Raw genomic sequence first — 17,340 nt, 5'->3', positions numbered from 1 at the left:
GCTTCGCACCGGGCTGGACGCAGGTCCGCGACGCGGCCCGCGCCGCGCCTCCGCCATACGCCGGCCGATGGATCCGCCACGGCGCGGGCGTGACCGTGCTGAACCCCTGATCCGCAGGGATCGCCGCCGAGGCGCTCGCGCCTCTTCCGCTTCATCCAAGGAGACCGCTATGCATGACATCGATCGCACCCAGCTGGAGTACAACCCCGAGTCCAGCTACGAATCCGGCGCCTACGAGTTCGGCCAGCAGGAATGGTCGGGCGAAAGTTATGGCGAGAGCTACGGCGAGAGCTTCGAGAGTTACGGCGAGACCGTGCTCAACGAAGCGGACGAGGCCGAGCTCGCGAGCGAGCTGCTCGAGGTCACGAACGAGGCCGAGCTCGACCGCTTCCTCGGCAATCTGCTCGGCCGTGCCGCGCGCGCGGTCGGCTCGGCGGTGCGTTCGCCGATCGGGCAGGCCGTGGGCGGCGTGCTCAAGGGCGTGGCCAAGAAGGCGCTGCCGCTGGCCGGCGGCGCGGTCGGCGCCTACCTGGGCGGTCCGCTGGGCGCCAAGATCGGCAGCGGCCTGGCATCGGCGGCCGGCAGCGCGCTGGGCCTGGAGGCCGAGTCGCTCGAGCAGGAAGACCGCGAGTTCGAAGGTGCCAAGCAGTTCGTGCGGCTGGCCGCCGACACCGTGAAGCAGGCGGCCTCGGCGCCTGCCGGCGCGGACCCGCGCGCGGTGGCGCAGAGCGCCGCGATCTCGGCCGCCCAGAAGCTGGCGCCCGGCCTGCTCAATGCCGCGCGCGGCGCCGCCGGCGGACCGTCCCCGGGCACGAGCGGCGGCCGCAGTGGCCGCTGGATGCGCCGCGGCACCAAGATCGTGCTCTACGGGGTGTGAGCGATGACCATCAGCCCCTTCGCCGCATGGATGCTCGCCCAGGAGGCGCGCGCCCTGCTCACGCGCCTGGCCCGGGTCAAGCCCTTCGCGCTGCTCGAACCGATGCTGCCGGCCGCCGCGCTGCAGCCCGGTGCGCAGGCCGCGACCGAGCGCTACCTGGTGGCCGGCCGGCGCGAGATGCGCGCGATGGTGCTGGGCTTCCTGGCCTGGCTGCACGGTGCGCCGGTGCAGCGGGCCAGCGCGGCCGAGGCGCAGCGCCGCTTCACGATCCTGCGCCTCAAGTTCAACGCCGTGCTGACGCAGTTCGATCTCTTCAACGACGTCATCTCGCAGCGCAGCGAGCACGACACGGGCGTCTGGCTCTGCGGCCTCGACATCGTCGCCGCCGATGCGCTGGCGCTGCCGGCCTACTACGAGGTGCCGCCCCTCATGTGCTACCTGGACCGCGGCGTCGGCGCCGCGATCCGGCGCGCCCGCACCCGCCTGCCGGGCGGCGGCGAGAACCCGGTGGCGGTGATCCGCGTGCCGCGCGAGCGCATGGTGGGCAGCGGCATCGCCTCGTCGCTGATCCACGAGGTCGGCCACCAGGCCTCGGCGTTGCTCGACCTCGCGAGCTCGCTCAGGCCGCTGCTGCAGGGCATGCAGCGCAACGGCGGCCATGCCTGGCGCCTGTTCGAGCGCTGGATCGGCGAGATCCTGAGCGACTTCTGGTCCTGTGCCCGTCTCGGCATCGCGGCCACGATCGGCCTGATGGGCGTCGTGAGCCTGCCGCGCGCCTTCATGTTCCGGCTCAACCTGGACGATCCGCACCCGGTGCCGTGGATACGGGTGCGGCTCTCCTGCGCGATGGGGCAGGCGATGTATCCGCATCCCCAGTGGGCGCGGCTGTCGGCGCTGTGGGATTCGTATTACCCGCTCGATGGCCTGGACGCCGGCACCCGTCGCCTGTTCGACGAGCTGCTGTCGGCGATGCCGGGCTTCGTCGGCCTGCTGGTCGACCATCGTCCGCGCAGCCTGCGCGGGCGCTCGCTGAAGGAGGCGCTGGGCGTGGCCGATCGGCAGCCGGCGCGGCTGGCGGCGATCTTCCAGACTTGGCGCGGTGCGCCCGCGGCGCTCTATCGGGCGCCGCCCACGCTTGTGTTCGCGGTGCTGGGCCAGGCCCGTGCCAACGGGCAGATCACGCCCGAAGAAGAAAGCCACCTGTTCGCGAAGCTGCTGACGCACTGGGCGTTGCGCGGCGCGCTGCAGGGTGCCACGACCTGCGCTGGCGCCACAGCGGACGCCGCAAGGATGTTTGCCGTGCGTTCACGGCACGAACTCGGCCTGACGGTTGTTTAAGGAGACTCACATGGCTACCCAATCCCCTGCCGCCGGCGATCTGCGGCCCGGAAGCGTCCGCTTCCATGTTCAAGACGAGGGCCGGCCGGTGTCCGGCGCCAGCTGCAGCCTCTACCGGCTGCTTCACGACGAGCCGGTGCCCGGCGACGCCTCGGGCACCGCGACCACCCCCACGGGCCGGCGTCGCGGCGGTTCCGCGCCGCCGCCGTCCTCTGCATGGTCCGAGCAGTACATCGCCACGCAAACCACGGGCGTCGACGGCCGCGGTGCTTTCCACAAGCAGCCGCCGGGCCACTATGTGCTGCGCTGCCACAATCAGCTGCCGGTCGAGCCGGTCTACCTCGACGTCGAGCCCGGCTGCGAGCACGAGGCCTGCATCGAGCTCGGCCTGCACGTCGGCGCCACCACCACGCTGCTGCGCGACGACTGCCCGCCGAACAGCCTGGGGATGGGTCTCGGGCGCGAAGGCGACGTGATCGAGTTCCGGATCGACTACACCAACTCGGCCACCCGGCTGCTGCAGGTGCAGCACCCGCCGCGCGCGCGGGTCGACCCGGCCAACCCGCTAGTCTCGCACTGGACCATTCCGTCCGCGGGGCTGCAGGAGCTGCGGTATGCGGTCTACGCCCCGCTGATTGCCGACCCGGACCTCGGCGGCCCGATCCCCGGCGGCGACGCGCGCATCGGCGGCGCCACCACCATCGATGCCGGCGAGCGTCCGACGCAGGCGGTCACCGGCGACCTCGGCGTGGCGCTGCTGCGCACCGGCACCGTGTCGACCGCCGACCTGTCGTTCTGGCAGGGCATCCTCAACAGCACCGAGCAGATGTCGTTCAACAGCTACCTGCGCTTCATGAACATGCTGTTCTGCGGCGACGACGACCTCACGGACTTGCCCGATTTCGAGCGCGAGCGCTTCGGCCAGAAGCGTGCGCTGCGCGATCAGTTGCGCTTCCGCCGGCTGCTGCCTTTCACCGACTCGGACGCTTACCGGGCGGTCAAGGCCGCCACCGAGGCCTTCGTGATGGTGAACTGCGGCGTGCTGACGCCGCGCCGGCCCTTCGACGAGACGCGCGACCAAGCCTACCTGAAGCGGCGCGACCTGCCGCTGCCGATCGGTGCGATCGAGGACGTCTTCACCGAGGACTACCTGGTGCAGATCCTCGGCGGCCAGCCGGGCGAGAAGACCTTGCCCTACCTGGCGGTGATCCGCTCGAAGCTGCCCGATATCGCGATCAAGCTGAACCCGCTCGACATCGACCCCGAGCGTCTCGGCCAGTGCACGGGCATCCTGCAGGACAAGCTGGCCAACCCCTGCATGCTCGAGCTGATCTGGTCCTACTGGCACGAGGAAGGGATGCTGGTGCAGACCATGAACAGCATCGCGCGCCGCTTCCAGAACGTGCGTTCGAGCGAGCGCGACCCGCTGGCCAATCTCGAGATCGACCCGCTGCGCCCGCTCAACAACGTGCTGTGGGGCTATGTGCAGGACGAGCAGCACCGCCTGAGCATCGTGCGCCGCAACTACGAGTACGACCACCACTACGGGCTGCGGCTCGAGGGCAAGGCTGTGCAGCGCATGCAGGCGGCCGACAGCCGTTCGCGTTTCCTCGAGGCCTTCCACAACCTGCTGCGCTACTGCACCAGCTTCTTCAAGCAGGACGACGACACGACGGTCAAGGCCGACGCCTTCCCGGTGCTCAACGCGCTGAAGGAAGTGCACCTGATCCTGTCGCAGGGCGCGCACAACCAGTTCGGCGACCTGCCGTCGACCGCCCGCATCGAGATGCTGATGCAGCAATGGCTGCTGGCCCGGCCCGAGTTCCGCGAGTTCCTGCCGACCCGGATCATGACCGCCTACCCCGAGCCCTGGATGGACCGCGTCGATGCGATGAAGAAGGTGCAGGGCTGGACCGACACCAGCGTGCTGCACTTCCGCAACCTAGCGATCTTCGGCGAGCAGATCCTGCTGTCGATCCGCTGGGGCCACTGGAGCGATGTGCAGGACCCGCTGCAGGCCTTCAACTGGGCGCGCTTCTTCCGGCCGCAGATCCAGGGCTACAGCCACGCCTACCGCTCGGTCACCGGGGTCGAGCTGGCGCTGGAGTCGCCCGATGCCAAGGTCGACGCGACCCTGCCTTCGGTGCTGCTGCAGCGGCGGCTGGCGACGCAGCAGCGGGCGGCCTGAGGCGTCCGCGGGAGCCCTGCCATGTCCGACTTCACGAGCGCGCTGTACCTCGGGCTGCGGCATGCGAGCGCCGGCCTGCCGCCCTGGACTTCGCTGACGCGGGGCCAGCCGGCGGCGCTCGCCGAGCCCGAGGGAGCCGAAGCCGCCGCCGCGGCGCTGGCCCGGCTGCAGGGGCTGGCCGCGGCGACGCTGCTGCCGTCGACGCTGCATCTGTTCTGGGACCTGCTGCGGCAGCTGGCGCGCGAGACGCGATCAGCGCTGCTGCTCGACGCCGGCGCCTATCCGATCCTGCACTGGAGCGCCGAAGGGGCGGCCGCGGCCGGCGCCGTGGTTCGCCGCTTCGCGCATCACGACCCAGCGGCGCTGGCGCAGCTGGCGCGGGCTGCGCTGCGCGACGGCCTGCGGCCGGTGGTGGTCTGTGACGGCTTCTGTCCGGGCTGCAACCGGCCGGCGCCGCTCGCGGCCTATGCGCGCATCGCGGGCGAGGGCGGCGGCCTGCTGGTCCTCGACGACACGCAGGCGCTCGGCATCCTGGGCCGGGGGCCCTCCGCGGCCTGTCCCTTCGGCCATGGCGGCGGCGGGTCGCTGGGCTTCCAGGGCGTGGCCGGCGCGCAGATCGCGGTCGGCGCCTCGCTCGCCAAGGGCTTCGGCGCGCCGCTGACGGTCCTGTCGGGCAGCCACGCGCTGATCGAGCGCTTCGTGCGCGACAGCGAGACCCGGCTGCACTGCAGCCCGCCGTCGAGCGTGGCGGTGGCTGCCGCGCGGCAGGCCGTGGCGCTCGGCGCGCGCTTCGGCGAGGGCTGGCGGGCCCGGCTGCTGCAGCTGGTGCTGCGCTTGCGCGAGACGCTGGCGCAGGCCGGGCTGGAGCCGGTCGGCCGGCTGCCGTTCCCGGTCCAGTCCTTCGTCTCGCGCCAGGGCCCGGAACTGGCGCCGCTGCTGTTGCGCCGGCTGCACGCCGGCGGCGTGCGGGCACTGCTGACCCGTGGCTGCCAGGAGCTGGCGCCGCGCCTGACCTTCATCGTCACCGCCCTGCATCGCCAGGCGCAGATCGACCGCGTGGAGCAGCTGCTGGCCCGGGCCGGCCAAGCCGCCGCGCCGTTCGCGGCGTTGACCCACGCCATCCACTGAGGAGCCGTCATGGACCATCCCGCAATCTTTGCCGAGCAGCCTTTCACCGGCATGCTCGCGGCCGGACCTTCGCAGGAAGCGTTCGAGATCCTCGATGAAGCCTTCGAAGGCGAGCTCGGCCGCGGCCGGATGCAGCCAAGGCGCGTTCGACCGCAGCGGGCCGCCCCGCGCCGTCCGCCGGCGCGCCCGCCACAGCGCCGACCGCGTCCTCGGCCTCGCGTGCCGCGCCCGCCGATGCCCTGGCCGCCGGTCGGCGGCGGCTACCCGCTGCCTTTCGTGGCCGAGCCCTTCGGCGTTCCGGCGGGGTCCGACACCTGGCACTGCGTCCAGGAATGCCTGCAGCGCGGCCCCGCAGCCGCGGCGCCCCCTGCTGCCGATGCGGCACCGCCCGAGGCCGCGCCTGCGGACGCGCCTGCGGACGCGCCATCCGACGCGCCCGAGGGCGAGTTGGCGCCGGGAACGATGAGCCTGGCGGCCGCGATCGCCGATCCGCGCTCAGCCGGCGCCGGCATCTACACGATCTACAAGAACGGCGAGCGGCTCTACGTCGGCCGCGCCAATTCGCTGCGGCGCCGGCTGCAGCAGCACCTGTGGTGCCTCACGCACCTGAAGCTCGGCGTCGGCCGCTTCAGCGTCAAGCTGACGCCGATGCGCGGCGCCACGCCGGCCCAGCTGGGCCGGGTCGAGGCCGCGGTCATCGACCGCTTCGGACGCCGTTCGCAGGGCGGCCAGCTGGCCAACGTCAAGTCGCGCGAGTTCGAGCAGGCCTTCGAAGCCGGGGCCTGAGGCCATTCGCGAAGCCATGAACCCAAGGAGACCACCATGCACACGCCTTCCTGCCCCTGTCAAACGTGCCAGTCGCGCCGCCAGCGCAGCCTTGGCGCCCGCGCGCCGCTCAGCGAATCCGAGGAGGTCGAGCTCGCGATGGAGCTGCTCGGCGTCTCGAACGAAGCCGAGTGGGAGCAGTTCCTCGGCAAGCTCTTCAAAGGCATCGGCCGCGGCCTCAAGAAGGTCGGCTCCTTCGTCGGCAGCAAGGTGCTCAAGCCGCTCGGCGGGGCCCTCAAGGGGCTGGCGAAGCAGGCCCTGCCGCTGGTCGGCGGCGCGCTCGGCTCCTTCATCCCGATCCCGGGGGTCGGCACCGCGATCGGCAGTGCGCTCGGCAGCGCGGTCAGCAAGGCGCTCGAGATGGAATTCGGCGAGATGGAGAGCGAAGAGGCCGAGTTCGAGATCGCGCGGCGCTTCGTGCGGGTCGCGGCCAGCGCGGCGCAGCAGGCCAGCGCCGCGGCGCCCGGCACCTCGCCCGAAGCGGCGGTGCGCGAAGCACTGCTGGCCGCCGCCCGGGCCCACGTGCCGGCCTTCGCGGCCAACGAGGCCGAGCTCATGAGCGAGGCGGAGGCGGAGGCAGAGTACGAGTACCAGGGCGAGGGCGAGTTCGAAGCCGGCAGCAGCCGCGCGATGTCCGGCCGCTGGCAGCGCCACGGCCGCCACATCGTGCTGCTCGGCACCTGAGACCCGCCGCGACCGGAGACCGCCATGTACCGCCCGTTCCCGACCTCCGCCGGCCGATCGGCCGAGTTCGAGGAGGAGTTCAGCTTCGTCGGCTTTCCGAAGCCGGTGATGGATGCCCTGAAGGCAAGGAATGAAACGCTGGCGATCCAGCGTGCCGCCAGCGCCGGCTTTCGCGACGAGAACACCTTGACCGACCTGGTGTTCTTCGCCCGCCATCCGGAGCGCAATGGGGCGCCGCTGCGCAGCAGCGAGTCCGGCTTCAATGCACTGGCCGCCGAATGGATGGCGATCCGCGACCGGCTGGTGCGCTCGACGCCGCGGCCCTCGGCGCCGGCCGCACCGGCGGCGCCGCCCGCCGCGGGAGAGTCCGACATCGTCAACGTGCGCGGCATCCTGGTGGCGCGCCAGATCGCGGCCCAGCTTGACGCCCTACTGGCTGCCGCCCAGGCCGACGGCGTGCCGCTCGGCGGCAGCGGCTTTCGCTCGCCGGCCGAGCAGATCGCGGTGCGCAAGAAGAACTGCGGCCCGACGCCCTACGACATCTATGACAAGTCGCCGAGCGCATGCACGCCGCCGACCGCCAAGCCCGGCACCTCGATGCACGAGCGCGGGCTGGCGATCGACTTCAAGTACGGCTCGCAGATGGCGCAGCAGTTCAAGGACACGCCCGGCTTCGGCTGGCTGCAGCGCAACGCGGCGCGCTTCGGATTGAAGAACTACCCGAAGGAGCCGTGGCACTGGTCCACCACCGGCACCTGAGCACCGGGTGCGAGGAGACACACCATGAACGACGAAGCCATGTTCGAGACGCTCGCGCCCGCCGGCGAGGCGGAATTCGAGTTCGAGTTCGAGTCGGGGCAGGCGAAGAAGAAGCCGGCGCCGCCGGTGGTGCTGCCGACGTTGACGATCCGCAACCGGCCCTTCGTGGTGCTCGACCGCTTCGCCTTCGACGGCCCGGCCGTGCCCGCAGCGCACGACGAGATCATCGACCGCATCGCGCGCCTGGTGGTCGCGAGCCGGGTCTCGGGCGATCCGATCGAGACCGTGCGGCTGGTCGGCCACACCGACCCGACCGGCAAGGCCAGCTACAACCTCGGCCTGGCCGAGCGCCGTGCGAAGGCGGTCGAGACCAAGCTGCGCGCCGCCCTCGCGGCGCTCGGCCCGGTGCCGGCGGGCAAGCTCACCATCGTGCCCCAGACGCTCGGCGAGACGCGGCCCGTGGTTTCCAATGCGACGGCCGACGGCCGGGCCATGAACCGGCGCGTGGAGGTCTTTCTCGGCACCGGCTGCAATGCCTTCTTCGCCCAGTACGACCTGCGCTTCCTGCCGGGCGACCCGACCTTCGGCATTCCGGCCTACCCGAACCTCAACGCGACGCAGAAGGCGCAGCGCAGCGCCGACGTCGGCGCGCTGGTGCCCGAGCTGCTGGCGCGCCGCGACCTGCGCGCCAGCGAAGCCCTGGCCGGCCGCGTGCCGCCGCCCAAGGCGCTGCCCCCGGGGGCGCTGCGCAACAGCGCGCTGCGGCTCTCGGCGGGTCAGCTGGCGCTGTTCCGCGAGTACTTCGAGGATGGCCGTGGCGGCATCGAGTTCGGCGCCTTCCAGACCTGCTTCGAGCGCTTCGCCAACGGCCAGCTGCGCAGCCCGATCGCGGCCGACCGCAGCGCCGGCGTCGGCGAGCCTAACGGCGACTTCTTCTTCCTGTTCGCGGAGTTCGCCTTCCTGTGCATCGACTCGGGCATCGAGCCGGCGCTGTGGACCCAAGCCCTGCGCACTTTCGTGAAGGCGCAGGAGATCTTCATGCACGTCTACCGGCCGCGGCCGGTGTCGCCGCCGCCCGCGGTCGGCGCCCCCTTGCCGGCCTGCGGGCGCGATCCCCAGGGCAGGCCGCGAGCGCGGCGCCGGCTCGACAGTTTTCGCAACGGCAATTTCAAGGCCACCGGCGGCTCGCCCACGGTCGGTGCCGGCCAGTCTTCGCCGGCCGGCCGCCGGGCGCTGGCCGCCAAGTACGCGGCGAAAGACCTGGCGGCGCTGCGGCGCGAGGCGCAGGCCAACCTGCAGCGTGCCCAGTGCATGCCCTGAGCGCCGCAGCCATGCTTCGCATCGATTGCCACTGCCATGCCGGCCAGGGCGACGGCCTGACCGGCCCCTGGGACACCGACGCACCGCTCGATGCCTACCTGCGGCGCGCGGCCCGCGCCGGCATCGCGCGCAGCGTGCTGCTGCCGGCCTTCCATTCGGACTATGCGCAGGCCAATCTTGCACTGTCGCGGATCGTCGCCGCCCGGCCCGAGCGCTTCATCGGCTTCGCCATGGTGCACGCTCAACGCGACCGTGGCCGCGTGCTGCCGATGCTGAGCACCGCCGTGCAGCGCTATGGCTTCGCGGGCATCAAGGTGCACCGGCACGACGCCGCCATCAGCCGCGAGATCTGCGATGCCGCGCGCCGGCTCCGGCTGCCGGTGCTCTACGACCTGGCCGGCGAATCCTGGGTGGTCGAGCTGCTGGCCGGGCAGTACCCGGACGTCGTCTTCATCATTCCGCACCTGGGCAGCTTCGCCGACGACTGGCGGGCCCAGCTGGCACTGATCGATCACCTCGAGCGCCATCCGAACGTCTATGCCGACACGTCGGGCATCCGCCGCTTCGACCTATTGCAGCAGGCGGTGCGGCGGGCCGGCGCCCACAAGATCCTGTTCGGCTCCGACGGCCCATGGCTGCATCCGGCCCTGGAGCTCGAGAAGATCCGGCTGCTGCAGCTGACGCCGGAGGACGAGGCGCAAGTGCTGGGCGGCAACCTGGCGCGGCTGCTGGGCCTCAATGCAAGGGACGCTGCTGCGCCCGCCGCAACTGCAGTGCGCGGTCGGTGACGCCGAGCCGCTGTGCCGCCCGGTGCAGGTTGCCCTGCTCGCGTTCGATCGCGAGCCGGATCGCGCAGTCGGTCGCGGCCTGGCCGATCTCCTTCAGGCCGAGGCCGAGCTCGATCGCATCGCGCGCCGCCCGCTCGAAGCAGCCCTCCAGCGCATCGCGCGAGGGCGCGATGGCCGCCGGCCGCTCGTCCTCGGGGACGTCGCCGATGGTGATCGGCCCGCCACCGGCGTGCCGATGGCACAGCCACGAGACCACCCGCCGCAGCTCGCGCACGTTGCCCGGGTAGTCGCGCGCCTTCAGGTACTGGCAGACCGGCTCGTCGAAGCCGTCGCCGCCCTCGGCATCGTCGAAGCCGGCCTGGAAATGGGTCGCCAGTGCGAGCACGTCCTCCTTGCGCTCGGCCAGCGGCGGCGTGCGGCAGATCGATCCGGCGATGCGGTAGTAGAGGTCGGCGCGGAAGCTACCGTCAGCCACGCCCGCATCGAGATCGCGGTGGGTCGCCGACACCAGCCGGAACGCGGTGTGCTGCCAGGCATTGCTGCCGACGCGCTTGTACTTGCCTTCCTGCACCACCCGCAGCAGCTGGGCCTGCAGCGGCGGTGGCAGTTCGCCGATCTCGTCGAGGAACAGCGTGCCGCGGTGGGCCTGCGCGAACGCGCCCTCGCGCGGGTTCATCGCGCCCGTGAAGGCGCCGCGTTCGTGGCCGAAGAACTCGCTGCCGGAGAGCTCGGGCGTGATGGTGGTGCAGTCGACGATCACCATCGACCCCTTATCGGCGCGGCGGTCGAGGTCATGGATCAGCCGCGCGATCAGTTCCTTGCCGGTGCCGCTCTCGCCGGTGATCAGCACCGGCCCCTGCGAGAACACCGCCACCTCGACTACCTGCCGGACCAGCGCCCGCCAAGCCGGGCTGTGGCCGACCAGGACACCGCACACGCGCGGGCTGTCGACCAGCGCCTGCACAGTGCGCAGCCGGGACAGCCGGGCGCATACCTGCGCGGCGTCGGCGGGCAAGGGGGTCCACCGCATCACGTCGGCGGCGCCGGCGCGCAGCAGCGACCAGGCCTCGGCGGCCGACAGCCTGCCGGGCGCGACCACCAGCACCAGCACCACCGCGCGGCGGCTGGCCAGGCGCAACTGTTCGAGGATCCGGTCGTTGACCGCCCCCAGCACTATCAGCCCGTAGTCTTGTGCGTCGGCGGGCATCGGCGTCGTCTGCAGTCCCGATCGGTGCAGGAGGGCGAGCACCGCCTCGCGGACGGCCGCCGGAAGCGGATCGAAGAATTGAATCCACGCAGTCGGCGACACGTCGGCTCGATGCATGGGCTCCTCCTGTCGAGCGGGGAGACAGTGTGAGCGTTCGCTATGCTCGGCGAAATACGACGGAAGCCTGTGATGCGTTGCAGACGCAGTTCGCAAGAGGCGTGAGCGCTTGTTACGCGCGTCGCCATGTCGACGACGGGATTGGGTCCAAAGTTTTCATTTCTTGTGCCGATCGGGACCCAGGCGGCGAACTGGGGTCGCTTTCCTAATCCTCTGCGACGGAGGAATCAAGCCCCGCAGGGCGTATCGCTCCTGACTTTCGGCTGCGCCCCGCGATCCGGCATTCGGCCTACGCCGAATGTTGCCGGCGTTGCCCCCTCTTCGGCGTATTGACGCTCCCGGCGGCGTGGCGAGGCGGCGATCCGGTCGCCGCGGCCCTTCAACAAGGGCGCGCGCCGCCGATAATCGAAGACTGACCGCGACCTCCATGAACAACTTTTCGAAATCCCGCAGCAGCTTTCGATGCGTACGGGTAAGGAGCGCGCGATGCCGATGCTGCTCATGATGACCGCGGCCGGCGAGACCCGGCAAGTGCAACTCAACCCCCACGACAACAAGGTGGGCCGCAGCGCGACCAACGACGTGATCGTCGACTCCGCCCAGGCCAGTCGCGACCATGCGGTGATCGACGTCGAACAGGCCTTCGTCACGATCACGGATCTCGGCAGCCGCAATGGCACCTTCGTGAACGACGTCCGGATCGAGAGTCAGGTCCTGGTCCATGGCGATGCCATACGCCTGGGCCGCTACGAGATGCGCTTCGTCGCGACCGATCAGGAGTTCACCCAGGTCGAGGCGCTGCGCCTGCTGACCATGCACGGGCTGCTGGTGAACGTCGGCCAGGCAGCTTCGCACTCGGATGCGCCGACGGCCCCCGGCGTGCCGGTGAGCCGCCGAGGCAAGCTCTGAGACGAATCACTCGGGCGCGGGAGCCCGGGTCGGTTCAGTCCAGCGTGGCGCCGGACTGCTTCACCAGCTTCTGGTGTTTCGTCAGCTCCGCCTGGAAGAAGGCCGGTGCCAGATCGGGCCCCTTGTCGAGGATCGTGAGCCCCTGCGCCGCCATCGCGGTCTGCGCCTCGGGCGATGCGAGCGCGGCCTTGACTGCGGCGTAGTCGCTATCGACGATCGATTTTGGCAGGCCGGCCGGACCGATCAGCGCGATCCAGGCGTCGAAGCCGTACTTGGGCACGCCGGCCTCCGCCACCGTCGGCAGCTCGGGCAGCGCGGCGGAGCGCGAGGGCGTCGATACCGCCAGCGCCCTCAGCGCCCCGGCCTTCACCTGCGGCGCGACCTGCGAGATCGAGACGAATCCCAGTTGCACCTGGCCCCCGATCAGGTCGGTGATGAGCGGGCCGGTGCCGCGGTATGGCACATGCTTCATGTCGATGCCGGTCTCGCTGATGAGCAGTTCGCCCGCCAGGTGCAGGGTGCTGCCGTTGCCGGCCGACCCATAGTTGAGCTTGCCGGGGTTGGCCTTGGCATAGGCCAGCAGTTCCTGGAGGTTCTTGACCGGGAGCGCCGGGTTGACCACCAGCACCAGCGGCACCGTGGCGAGCACGGCGATCGGCGTGATGTCCCTCAGGCTGTCGTAGGGGACCGTCTTGTAAATGCCCGGATTGATGACATGGTTCGACGAGATCATGCCGAGCGTCAGGCCGTCCTTGGGCGCCTTCACGACCTGGCTGGTGCCCGGAATGCCACCGGCGCCGACCACGTTCTCGACCACGATCGGGCGGCCGGTCGCCTTGCCGAAGCCCGGCGCGATGGCGCGCGCCACGGCATCGACCGTGGAGCCGGCCGCCAGCGGGACGATCAGGCGCAGCGGCTTGTCGGACTGCGCTTGCGCGGTGGCGAGGCAGCCGAAGGCCAGCAGCAAGGCCAGCGCGGCGCGCCGGGAGGGAGTGGGGTTCATGGGTCGTCTCCTGGTTTTGTGGATTCAGGCGTGCCGCTGCTGCAGCGTCTCGAAGGACACCAGTTCGCCGGCGATCGCGCTGGCCGCCACGGTCGGCGGGCTCGCGAGCCAGACCTGGCCCGGACCGCCGCGGCCCGGAAAGTTGCGGTTGATGGCGCTCACCGTGATCTGGCCGGCACTCACGGAGCCGCCGGGGCCGCAGTTGCCGCAGGCGCCGCACGAAGGCTGCAGCAGGCGCGCGCCGACCGACTCGAACGCATCCAAGTAGCCCTGCGCCACGCAGTGGTCGCGCACGGCCGTGGTGCCGAACTGCAAAAAGAGCTGAACGTTCGGCGCCACCTTCAGCCCGCGGTCGGCGGCCCAGCGCAGCACCGCGTGGTAGTGGTCGAAATCCTCACGCTTGCCGGCGGTGCACGATCCGCCGTAGGCGATGTCGATGCGCACCGGGGCCTCCACCTGGGCCAAAGGCAGGCTGTTGCCGGGGTCGCCCGGGCGCGCCACCATCGGCGGCACGCGGTTGCAATCGACGCGCAGGGTCCGCTCATATTCGGCGCCCTCGTCGCTGCGCATCCAGGGCTCGATCGCGAAGTCGATGCCGCGCCGCTCGCGCAGGAAGCGCACCGTTTCCGTGTCGGGCGCGACGATGCCCGTGAAGCCGCCGAGCTCGGCCGTCATGTTGGTGAGCGTGGCCCGTTCGTCGGTCGACAGCCCCGCCACCGCCTCGCCACCGAACTCGAACACCTTCCCGACTCCGCCGCCGCTGCGAATGAAGGGCAGGGCCAGCAGGTGCAGCACCAGGTCCTTGGCCGTCGCGCCGGCCGGCAGCGAGCCGTCGAGCACGATGCGCAGCGACTGCGGCACGGTGAGCCGCACCGCGCCGGTCACGAAGGCATTGGCCATGTCGGTGGTGCCGACGCCGAAGGCCACGCAGCCCAGCGCGCCGCTGTGCGGCGTGTGGGAGTCGGTGCCGACGACCAACTGCCCCGGCAGCGCGTAGTGCTCGGCCACCATCGCGTGCGAGATGCCGGCGACGTTGCTGCCGTCGTCGGCGGCCGCCTCGGCCTCGCTCAGCGTGCGGTGCATCCGCAGCGCGTAGGCTGCCGCGAAGTCGCGCTGCGCCTCGACCATGCGATGCACGTTGGGCACCAGCCCGCCGCGTACGTGCGCGGGGCTCTCCTCGACGTAGGAGGTGTGGTCCTCAAACACCAGGATCGAGCCGGGCTCGTGCAGCGTCAGCGGGCGTCCGAAGGTGGCGTGCAGCATGTGCGCCGCCATGCCGGTGTAGTACTCGTGGATGAAGCGCCAGTCGGCCCGCACGAAGGCGCCGTCGCCCGGCGCGGGATGGGCCGCGGTCAGCTCGGTGGCCAGTGCGTGGTGCGCCACGATCTTCTCGAACAAGGTTCGCGGGCGCGTGGATATCGCCGTGGACGCGATGCGGATGTCCCGCATGAAGCGCTGGCCGAAGCGAAGCAATCCGCCGCTGCGGAGGATCGCCGAGGCCAATGCATCGCGGCCCGCCACGAGCTCGTCGAGCGCGATCGGCTCGCCGGCCTGGATGCGGTCGACCAGGCCGAAGTCGGTCGACGTCAAGAGCCCGATGTTGTCGGCGTTCTGGCGGTAGATGCGCTCGAAGCTCTCGGCGATCACCAGCCGGACGCCGGCGAGCTTTTCCGCCGCCGGACTGTGCTCGCGCGAGGAACCCTTGCCGTAGCGCTTGCCGGCGACGACGACCTCGATGCCACGGGCGCGGATCGCGTCGGTGCCGATGGGCGTCGCAGCGCCGGCCCGGAACCCGGTGTAGGGGTAGCGGCCGAGCTTGTCGTCGTAGTGTGTGAGGATCGGCAAGGGTGTGATCTCGTCGGTCGAGACGTCGTCGCGCAACGGACGGGCCTCCGCGAGCGACACGCGTCCGCCCTGCAGGCTGCGCGCCACGGCATCGGCCGACTGGCTCAGGAAGAGGACGGCGGGGGCGAACTGGAGTGCTTGCGGGCGGGCTGGCGAACGGGCGGGCATGCCGGATCATCGCCAGCCCGCGGTCCGCCGAAAAGCGCTCATGCGGCAGACGGGCTCTCGCAAAACGCGAGATCCGGACTTACCCTTTGAGACTGTCGATCAAGGCCGCGACGGCGCGCGCCCGCGGCGACTTGCGCAGCGCATACATGCGCAGTTCGCGCGCGGCCCAAGGCTCGTCGAGCGGGCGCCGCACGAAACGCGGATTGCCGGCGTAGGCCGCTGCCGCGCTTTGCGGAATCACCGCGATTCCGAGCCCGGCCTCGACCATGCGGCAGACCGCATCGAAGCTGCTAACCGACACCGTTGGCGCGAAGGGCCGGTGCAGGCCGGCGGCGCGCTCGTGCAGCGAACTGTCGAGGGCGCCGCCCTGGTGGACGCCGATCAGTGGCTGCTCCAGCGCCTGCGCAAAGCTCAGCGCCTTGCGCTTCGCGAGCGCATGGCCGGCGGGCAGCACCACCTGCAGCGGGTCGATCGCGAAGGGCCAGGACTCGAGGCCCGCGGGCACCGGCATGTCGACGCCGATGCCGACATCGGCCCGGTCGTCGAGGCAGGCCCGGATGACGTCGCGCGTGTCGTTTTCCTGCAGCGACACTTCGACTTCGGGGCACGCGGCCATGAAGGCGCGAAGCCGTTCGGGCAGGAAGCCGATCACGGCCGACATGTTGGCGTAGAGCCGCACCGTCCCGCGCACTTCGTCGCCGGCGGCCTGCACCTCGCGCACCAGCGCCTGCAGGTCCTCGTCGATCTTCTCTCCGCGCGTCAGTACCATGCGGCCGGCGTCGGTCAGCGCGATGCCGCGTGGCGAACGGATCAGCAGGGGCGTGCCGAACACATGCTCCAGGTCGGCGATCCGCCGGCTCAGCGCCGACGGGGCGATATGCGCCTGCGCGGCGGCACGGACGATCGAGCCCGCGCGCGCGGCGAAGACGAACAGTCGAACGCTGTAGGGGTCGACGCGGTGGATCAAGGCAGTTCTTCCCGGGCGAGGGGCGACACAGGGCGCGGAACCTCTTTGTACCAGCGTCCCGGAGCGCACCGCCAGCGCGCCGTTCGATCCACCGCGGTCATTCGCCCCCCTCGCCGTTCTGAAACCCCTCCTTGAACGCGTCGCGCAGGAACTGCACGAATGCGGAGACGGCCAGTGGCACATGGCTCGCATACGGGCGAATCGCGTAGAGATGCTCGGCGAATGTCCCGACCGGCGCCCATCGGGGCAGCACCCTGACCAATCGGCCGGTCTTCAAGGCCGCCTGGGCGCTGAAGTCGGGCAGCAGCGCGATGCCCAGCCCCGCCAGCGCGGCATCGCGCAAGGCTTCGCTGTTGTTGGCCGCGAAGGGGCCCGCGATCGGGACCGTGACGCGTTCGGAGCCGCCGCGCCGTTCGGACTGGAAGGTCCAGGTAGGGACGTCATGCGCGCGCGGGTAGTAGAGGCAGTCGTGCGCGCCCAGGTCGCCAGGCTCGCCCGGGGCGGCGCGGTGCCGCAGGTAGGCCCGGCTCGCCACCAGCACGGACCGTGTCTCGCACAGTTTCCAGGCGACATGGGTGTCCGGCACCGAGACGGCATGCCGAATCGCGAGGTCGAAGCCTTCCATGGCCAGCGAGCTGAGCCGGTCGGAGAGGTCGAGCTCCAGCCGCACCTGCGGATTCGCGCGCAGGAAGCCCGCGATGCGCGGCACCAGCTGCTGGCGCGCCAGTGCCACCGGCGCCGTCACGCGTAGCAGGCCGCGCGGCGTGCCCGCCAGGTCGCGCACGCTGGCGAAGGTGTGGGCGATGCGCTCGTAGGGCTCGCGCGTCTCGTCGGCAAGCCGCTGTCCGGCCTCGGTCAGCCGCACGCTGCGGGTCGTCCGGCGCACCAGCGCCACGCCGGCGGCGCGTTCGAGTTCGGCGATGTTCTGGCTCACCGAGGCCTTGCTGACGCCCAAGCGGGCCGCAGCGGCGGTATAGCTGCCTTGCTGGCCCAGCACGACGAGCCAGTGCAGAGGGGTCCAGAGCGATTCGACGTTTCGGTCATTCATGGGATCCATTGTTCATTAATTTGAACAATGAATTCAGATCCCGAGCCTTGGCAGAGGCTGCCGGCGTTCCTAGACTGCCCCCATCGCCTCGTACCCGATCAACCTCACCGCCAGACCATGACCATTCAATCCCGCGCTTCCGCCGCCATCGCCCACTTCATGTCAGGCC

At 71.0% G+C, this 17,340-nt stretch carries 15 protein-coding genes; 10 read left to right on the top strand and 5 right to left on the bottom strand.

What is annotated here, in order from left to right:
- The first annotated feature begins 169 nt into the window (after window positions 1-169).
- The 9 genes from AC1DY5_RS14410 to AC1DY5_RS14370 are packed head-to-tail and all read left to right on the top strand — an operon-like array spanning window position 170 to window position 9,907.
- On the top strand, window positions 170-877 hold the full coding sequence (locus AC1DY5_RS14410; protein WP_478112292.1) for a hypothetical protein: 708 nt from the start codon (window positions 170-172) through the stop codon (window positions 875-877).
- A gap of 3 nt (window positions 878-880) precedes the next feature.
- Complete coding sequence (locus AC1DY5_RS14405) at window positions 881-2,215, top strand: hypothetical protein (protein WP_478112291.1); 1,335 nt, start codon at window positions 881-883, stop codon at window positions 2,213-2,215.
- Between the two features lie 10 nt (window positions 2,216-2,225).
- Window positions 2,226-4,403, top strand: a complete 2,178-nt coding sequence (locus AC1DY5_RS14400) for a hypothetical protein (RefSeq protein WP_478112289.1) — start codon at window positions 2,226-2,228, stop codon at window positions 4,401-4,403.
- Between the two features lie 21 nt (window positions 4,404-4,424).
- The gene (locus tag AC1DY5_RS14395; protein WP_478112288.1) at window positions 4,425-5,531 is read left to right on the top strand and encodes a hypothetical protein; all 1,107 of its coding nucleotides are present in this window, start codon (window positions 4,425-4,427) and stop codon (window positions 5,529-5,531) included.
- A 9-nt stretch (window positions 5,532-5,540) separates the two neighbouring features.
- On the top strand, window positions 5,541-6,317 hold the full coding sequence (locus AC1DY5_RS14390; RefSeq protein WP_478112286.1) for a hypothetical protein: 777 nt from the start codon (window positions 5,541-5,543) through the stop codon (window positions 6,315-6,317).
- Between the two features lie 36 nt (window positions 6,318-6,353).
- A complete protein-coding gene (locus AC1DY5_RS14385) occupies window positions 6,354-7,040 on the top strand; it encodes a hypothetical protein (protein WP_478112284.1) in 687 nt (228 codons plus the stop codon).
- Between the two features lie 24 nt (window positions 7,041-7,064).
- Window positions 7,065-7,799, top strand: a complete 735-nt coding sequence (locus AC1DY5_RS14380; RefSeq protein WP_478112282.1) for a M15 family metallopeptidase — start codon at window positions 7,065-7,067, stop codon at window positions 7,797-7,799.
- Window positions 7,800-7,823: 24 nt separating this feature from the next.
- A complete protein-coding gene (locus AC1DY5_RS14375; protein ID WP_478112281.1) occupies window positions 7,824-9,119 on the top strand; it encodes an OmpA family protein in 1,296 nt (431 codons plus the stop codon).
- Between the two features lie 11 nt (window positions 9,120-9,130).
- A complete protein-coding gene (locus AC1DY5_RS14370; RefSeq protein ID WP_478112279.1) occupies window positions 9,131-9,907 on the top strand; it encodes an amidohydrolase family protein in 777 nt (258 codons plus the stop codon).
- Here AC1DY5_RS14370 and AC1DY5_RS14365 read toward each other — a convergent pair.
- Window positions 9,855-11,231 carry a sigma-54-dependent transcriptional regulator gene (locus AC1DY5_RS14365; protein WP_478112277.1) on the bottom strand — a complete coding sequence of 459 codons (1,377 nt, stop codon included), beginning with the start codon at window positions 11,229-11,231 and terminating at the stop codon, window positions 9,855-9,857. The two genes, AC1DY5_RS14370 and AC1DY5_RS14365, sit on opposite strands and share 53 nt — an antisense overlap.
- Before the next feature lie 486 nt (window positions 11,232-11,717).
- On the opposite strand from AC1DY5_RS14365, the gene AC1DY5_RS14360 reads away from it, so the two are divergent.
- Window positions 11,718-12,140: an FHA domain-containing protein gene (locus AC1DY5_RS14360; protein ID WP_478112276.1), complete on the top strand. Its 423-nt coding sequence runs from the start codon at window positions 11,718-11,720 to the stop codon at window positions 12,138-12,140.
- A 34-nt stretch (window positions 12,141-12,174) separates the two neighbouring features.
- On the opposite strand, the gene AC1DY5_RS14355 is transcribed toward AC1DY5_RS14360, so the two are convergent.
- From AC1DY5_RS14355 to AC1DY5_RS14340, 4 genes are all read right to left on the bottom strand, one after another.
- Window positions 12,175-13,143 carry a Bug family tripartite tricarboxylate transporter substrate binding protein gene (locus tag AC1DY5_RS14355; RefSeq protein ID WP_478112275.1) on the bottom strand — a complete coding sequence of 323 codons (969 nt, stop codon included), beginning with the start codon at window positions 13,141-13,143 and terminating at the stop codon, window positions 12,175-12,177.
- Window positions 13,144-13,167: 24 nt separating this feature from the next.
- Window positions 13,168-15,156 carry an aconitase family protein gene (locus AC1DY5_RS14350; RefSeq protein WP_478112273.1) on the bottom strand — a complete coding sequence of 663 codons (1,989 nt, stop codon included), beginning with the start codon at window positions 15,154-15,156 and terminating at the stop codon, window positions 13,168-13,170.
- A 79-nt stretch (window positions 15,157-15,235) separates the two neighbouring features.
- The gene (locus AC1DY5_RS14345) at window positions 15,236-16,123 is read right to left on the bottom strand and encodes a LysR substrate-binding domain-containing protein (protein ID WP_478112271.1); all 888 of its coding nucleotides are present in this window, start codon (window positions 16,121-16,123) and stop codon (window positions 15,236-15,238) included.
- A gap of 97 nt (window positions 16,124-16,220) precedes the next feature.
- Entirely contained in the window at window positions 16,221-17,171 is a 951-nt protein-coding gene (locus tag AC1DY5_RS14340; protein ID WP_478112270.1) for a LysR family transcriptional regulator, read from the bottom strand.
- Window positions 17,172-17,340: the final 169 nt, after the last annotated feature.

The sequence above is a fragment of the Variovorax sp. P4_D9 genome, assembly GCF_056401695.1.
Note: the sequence above shows the minus strand (reverse complement) of the source record. Positions and strands in the feature narration are given on the sequence as shown.

Excerpts from the sequence above, each read along its gene's own strand:
- AC1DY5_RS14410 (WP_478112292.1), top strand. The coding sequence starts at position 170 with ATGCATGACATCGATCGCACCCAGCTGGAGTACAACCCCGAGTCCAGC.
- AC1DY5_RS14405 (WP_478112291.1), top strand. The coding sequence starts at position 881 with ATGACCATCAGCCCCTTCGCCGCATGGATGCTCGCCCAGGAGGCGCGC.
- AC1DY5_RS14400 (WP_478112289.1), top strand. The coding sequence starts at position 2,226 with ATGGCTACCCAATCCCCTGCCGCCGGCGATCTGCGGCCCGGAAGCGTC.
- AC1DY5_RS14395 (WP_478112288.1), top strand. The coding sequence starts at position 4,425 with ATGTCCGACTTCACGAGCGCGCTGTACCTCGGGCTGCGGCATGCGAGC.
- AC1DY5_RS14390 (WP_478112286.1), top strand. The coding sequence starts at position 5,541 with ATGGACCATCCCGCAATCTTTGCCGAGCAGCCTTTCACCGGCATGCTC.
- AC1DY5_RS14385 (WP_478112284.1), top strand. The coding sequence starts at position 6,354 with ATGCACACGCCTTCCTGCCCCTGTCAAACGTGCCAGTCGCGCCGCCAG.
- AC1DY5_RS14380 (WP_478112282.1), top strand. The coding sequence starts at position 7,065 with ATGTACCGCCCGTTCCCGACCTCCGCCGGCCGATCGGCCGAGTTCGAG.
- AC1DY5_RS14375 (WP_478112281.1), top strand. The coding sequence starts at position 7,824 with ATGAACGACGAAGCCATGTTCGAGACGCTCGCGCCCGCCGGCGAGGCG.
- AC1DY5_RS14370 (WP_478112279.1), top strand. The coding sequence starts at position 9,131 with ATGCTTCGCATCGATTGCCACTGCCATGCCGGCCAGGGCGACGGCCTG.
- AC1DY5_RS14365 (WP_478112277.1), bottom strand. The coding sequence starts at position 11,231 with ATGCATCGAGCCGACGTGTCGCCGACTGCGTGGATTCAATTCTTCGAT.
- AC1DY5_RS14360 (WP_478112276.1), top strand. The coding sequence starts at position 11,718 with ATGCCGATGCTGCTCATGATGACCGCGGCCGGCGAGACCCGGCAAGTG.
- AC1DY5_RS14355 (WP_478112275.1), bottom strand. The coding sequence starts at position 13,143 with ATGAACCCCACTCCCTCCCGGCGCGCCGCGCTGGCCTTGCTGCTGGCC.
- AC1DY5_RS14350 (WP_478112273.1), bottom strand. The coding sequence starts at position 15,156 with ATGCCCGCCCGTTCGCCAGCCCGCCCGCAAGCACTCCAGTTCGCCCCC.
- AC1DY5_RS14340 (WP_478112270.1), bottom strand. The coding sequence starts at position 17,171 with ATGAATGACCGAAACGTCGAATCGCTCTGGACCCCTCTGCACTGGCTC.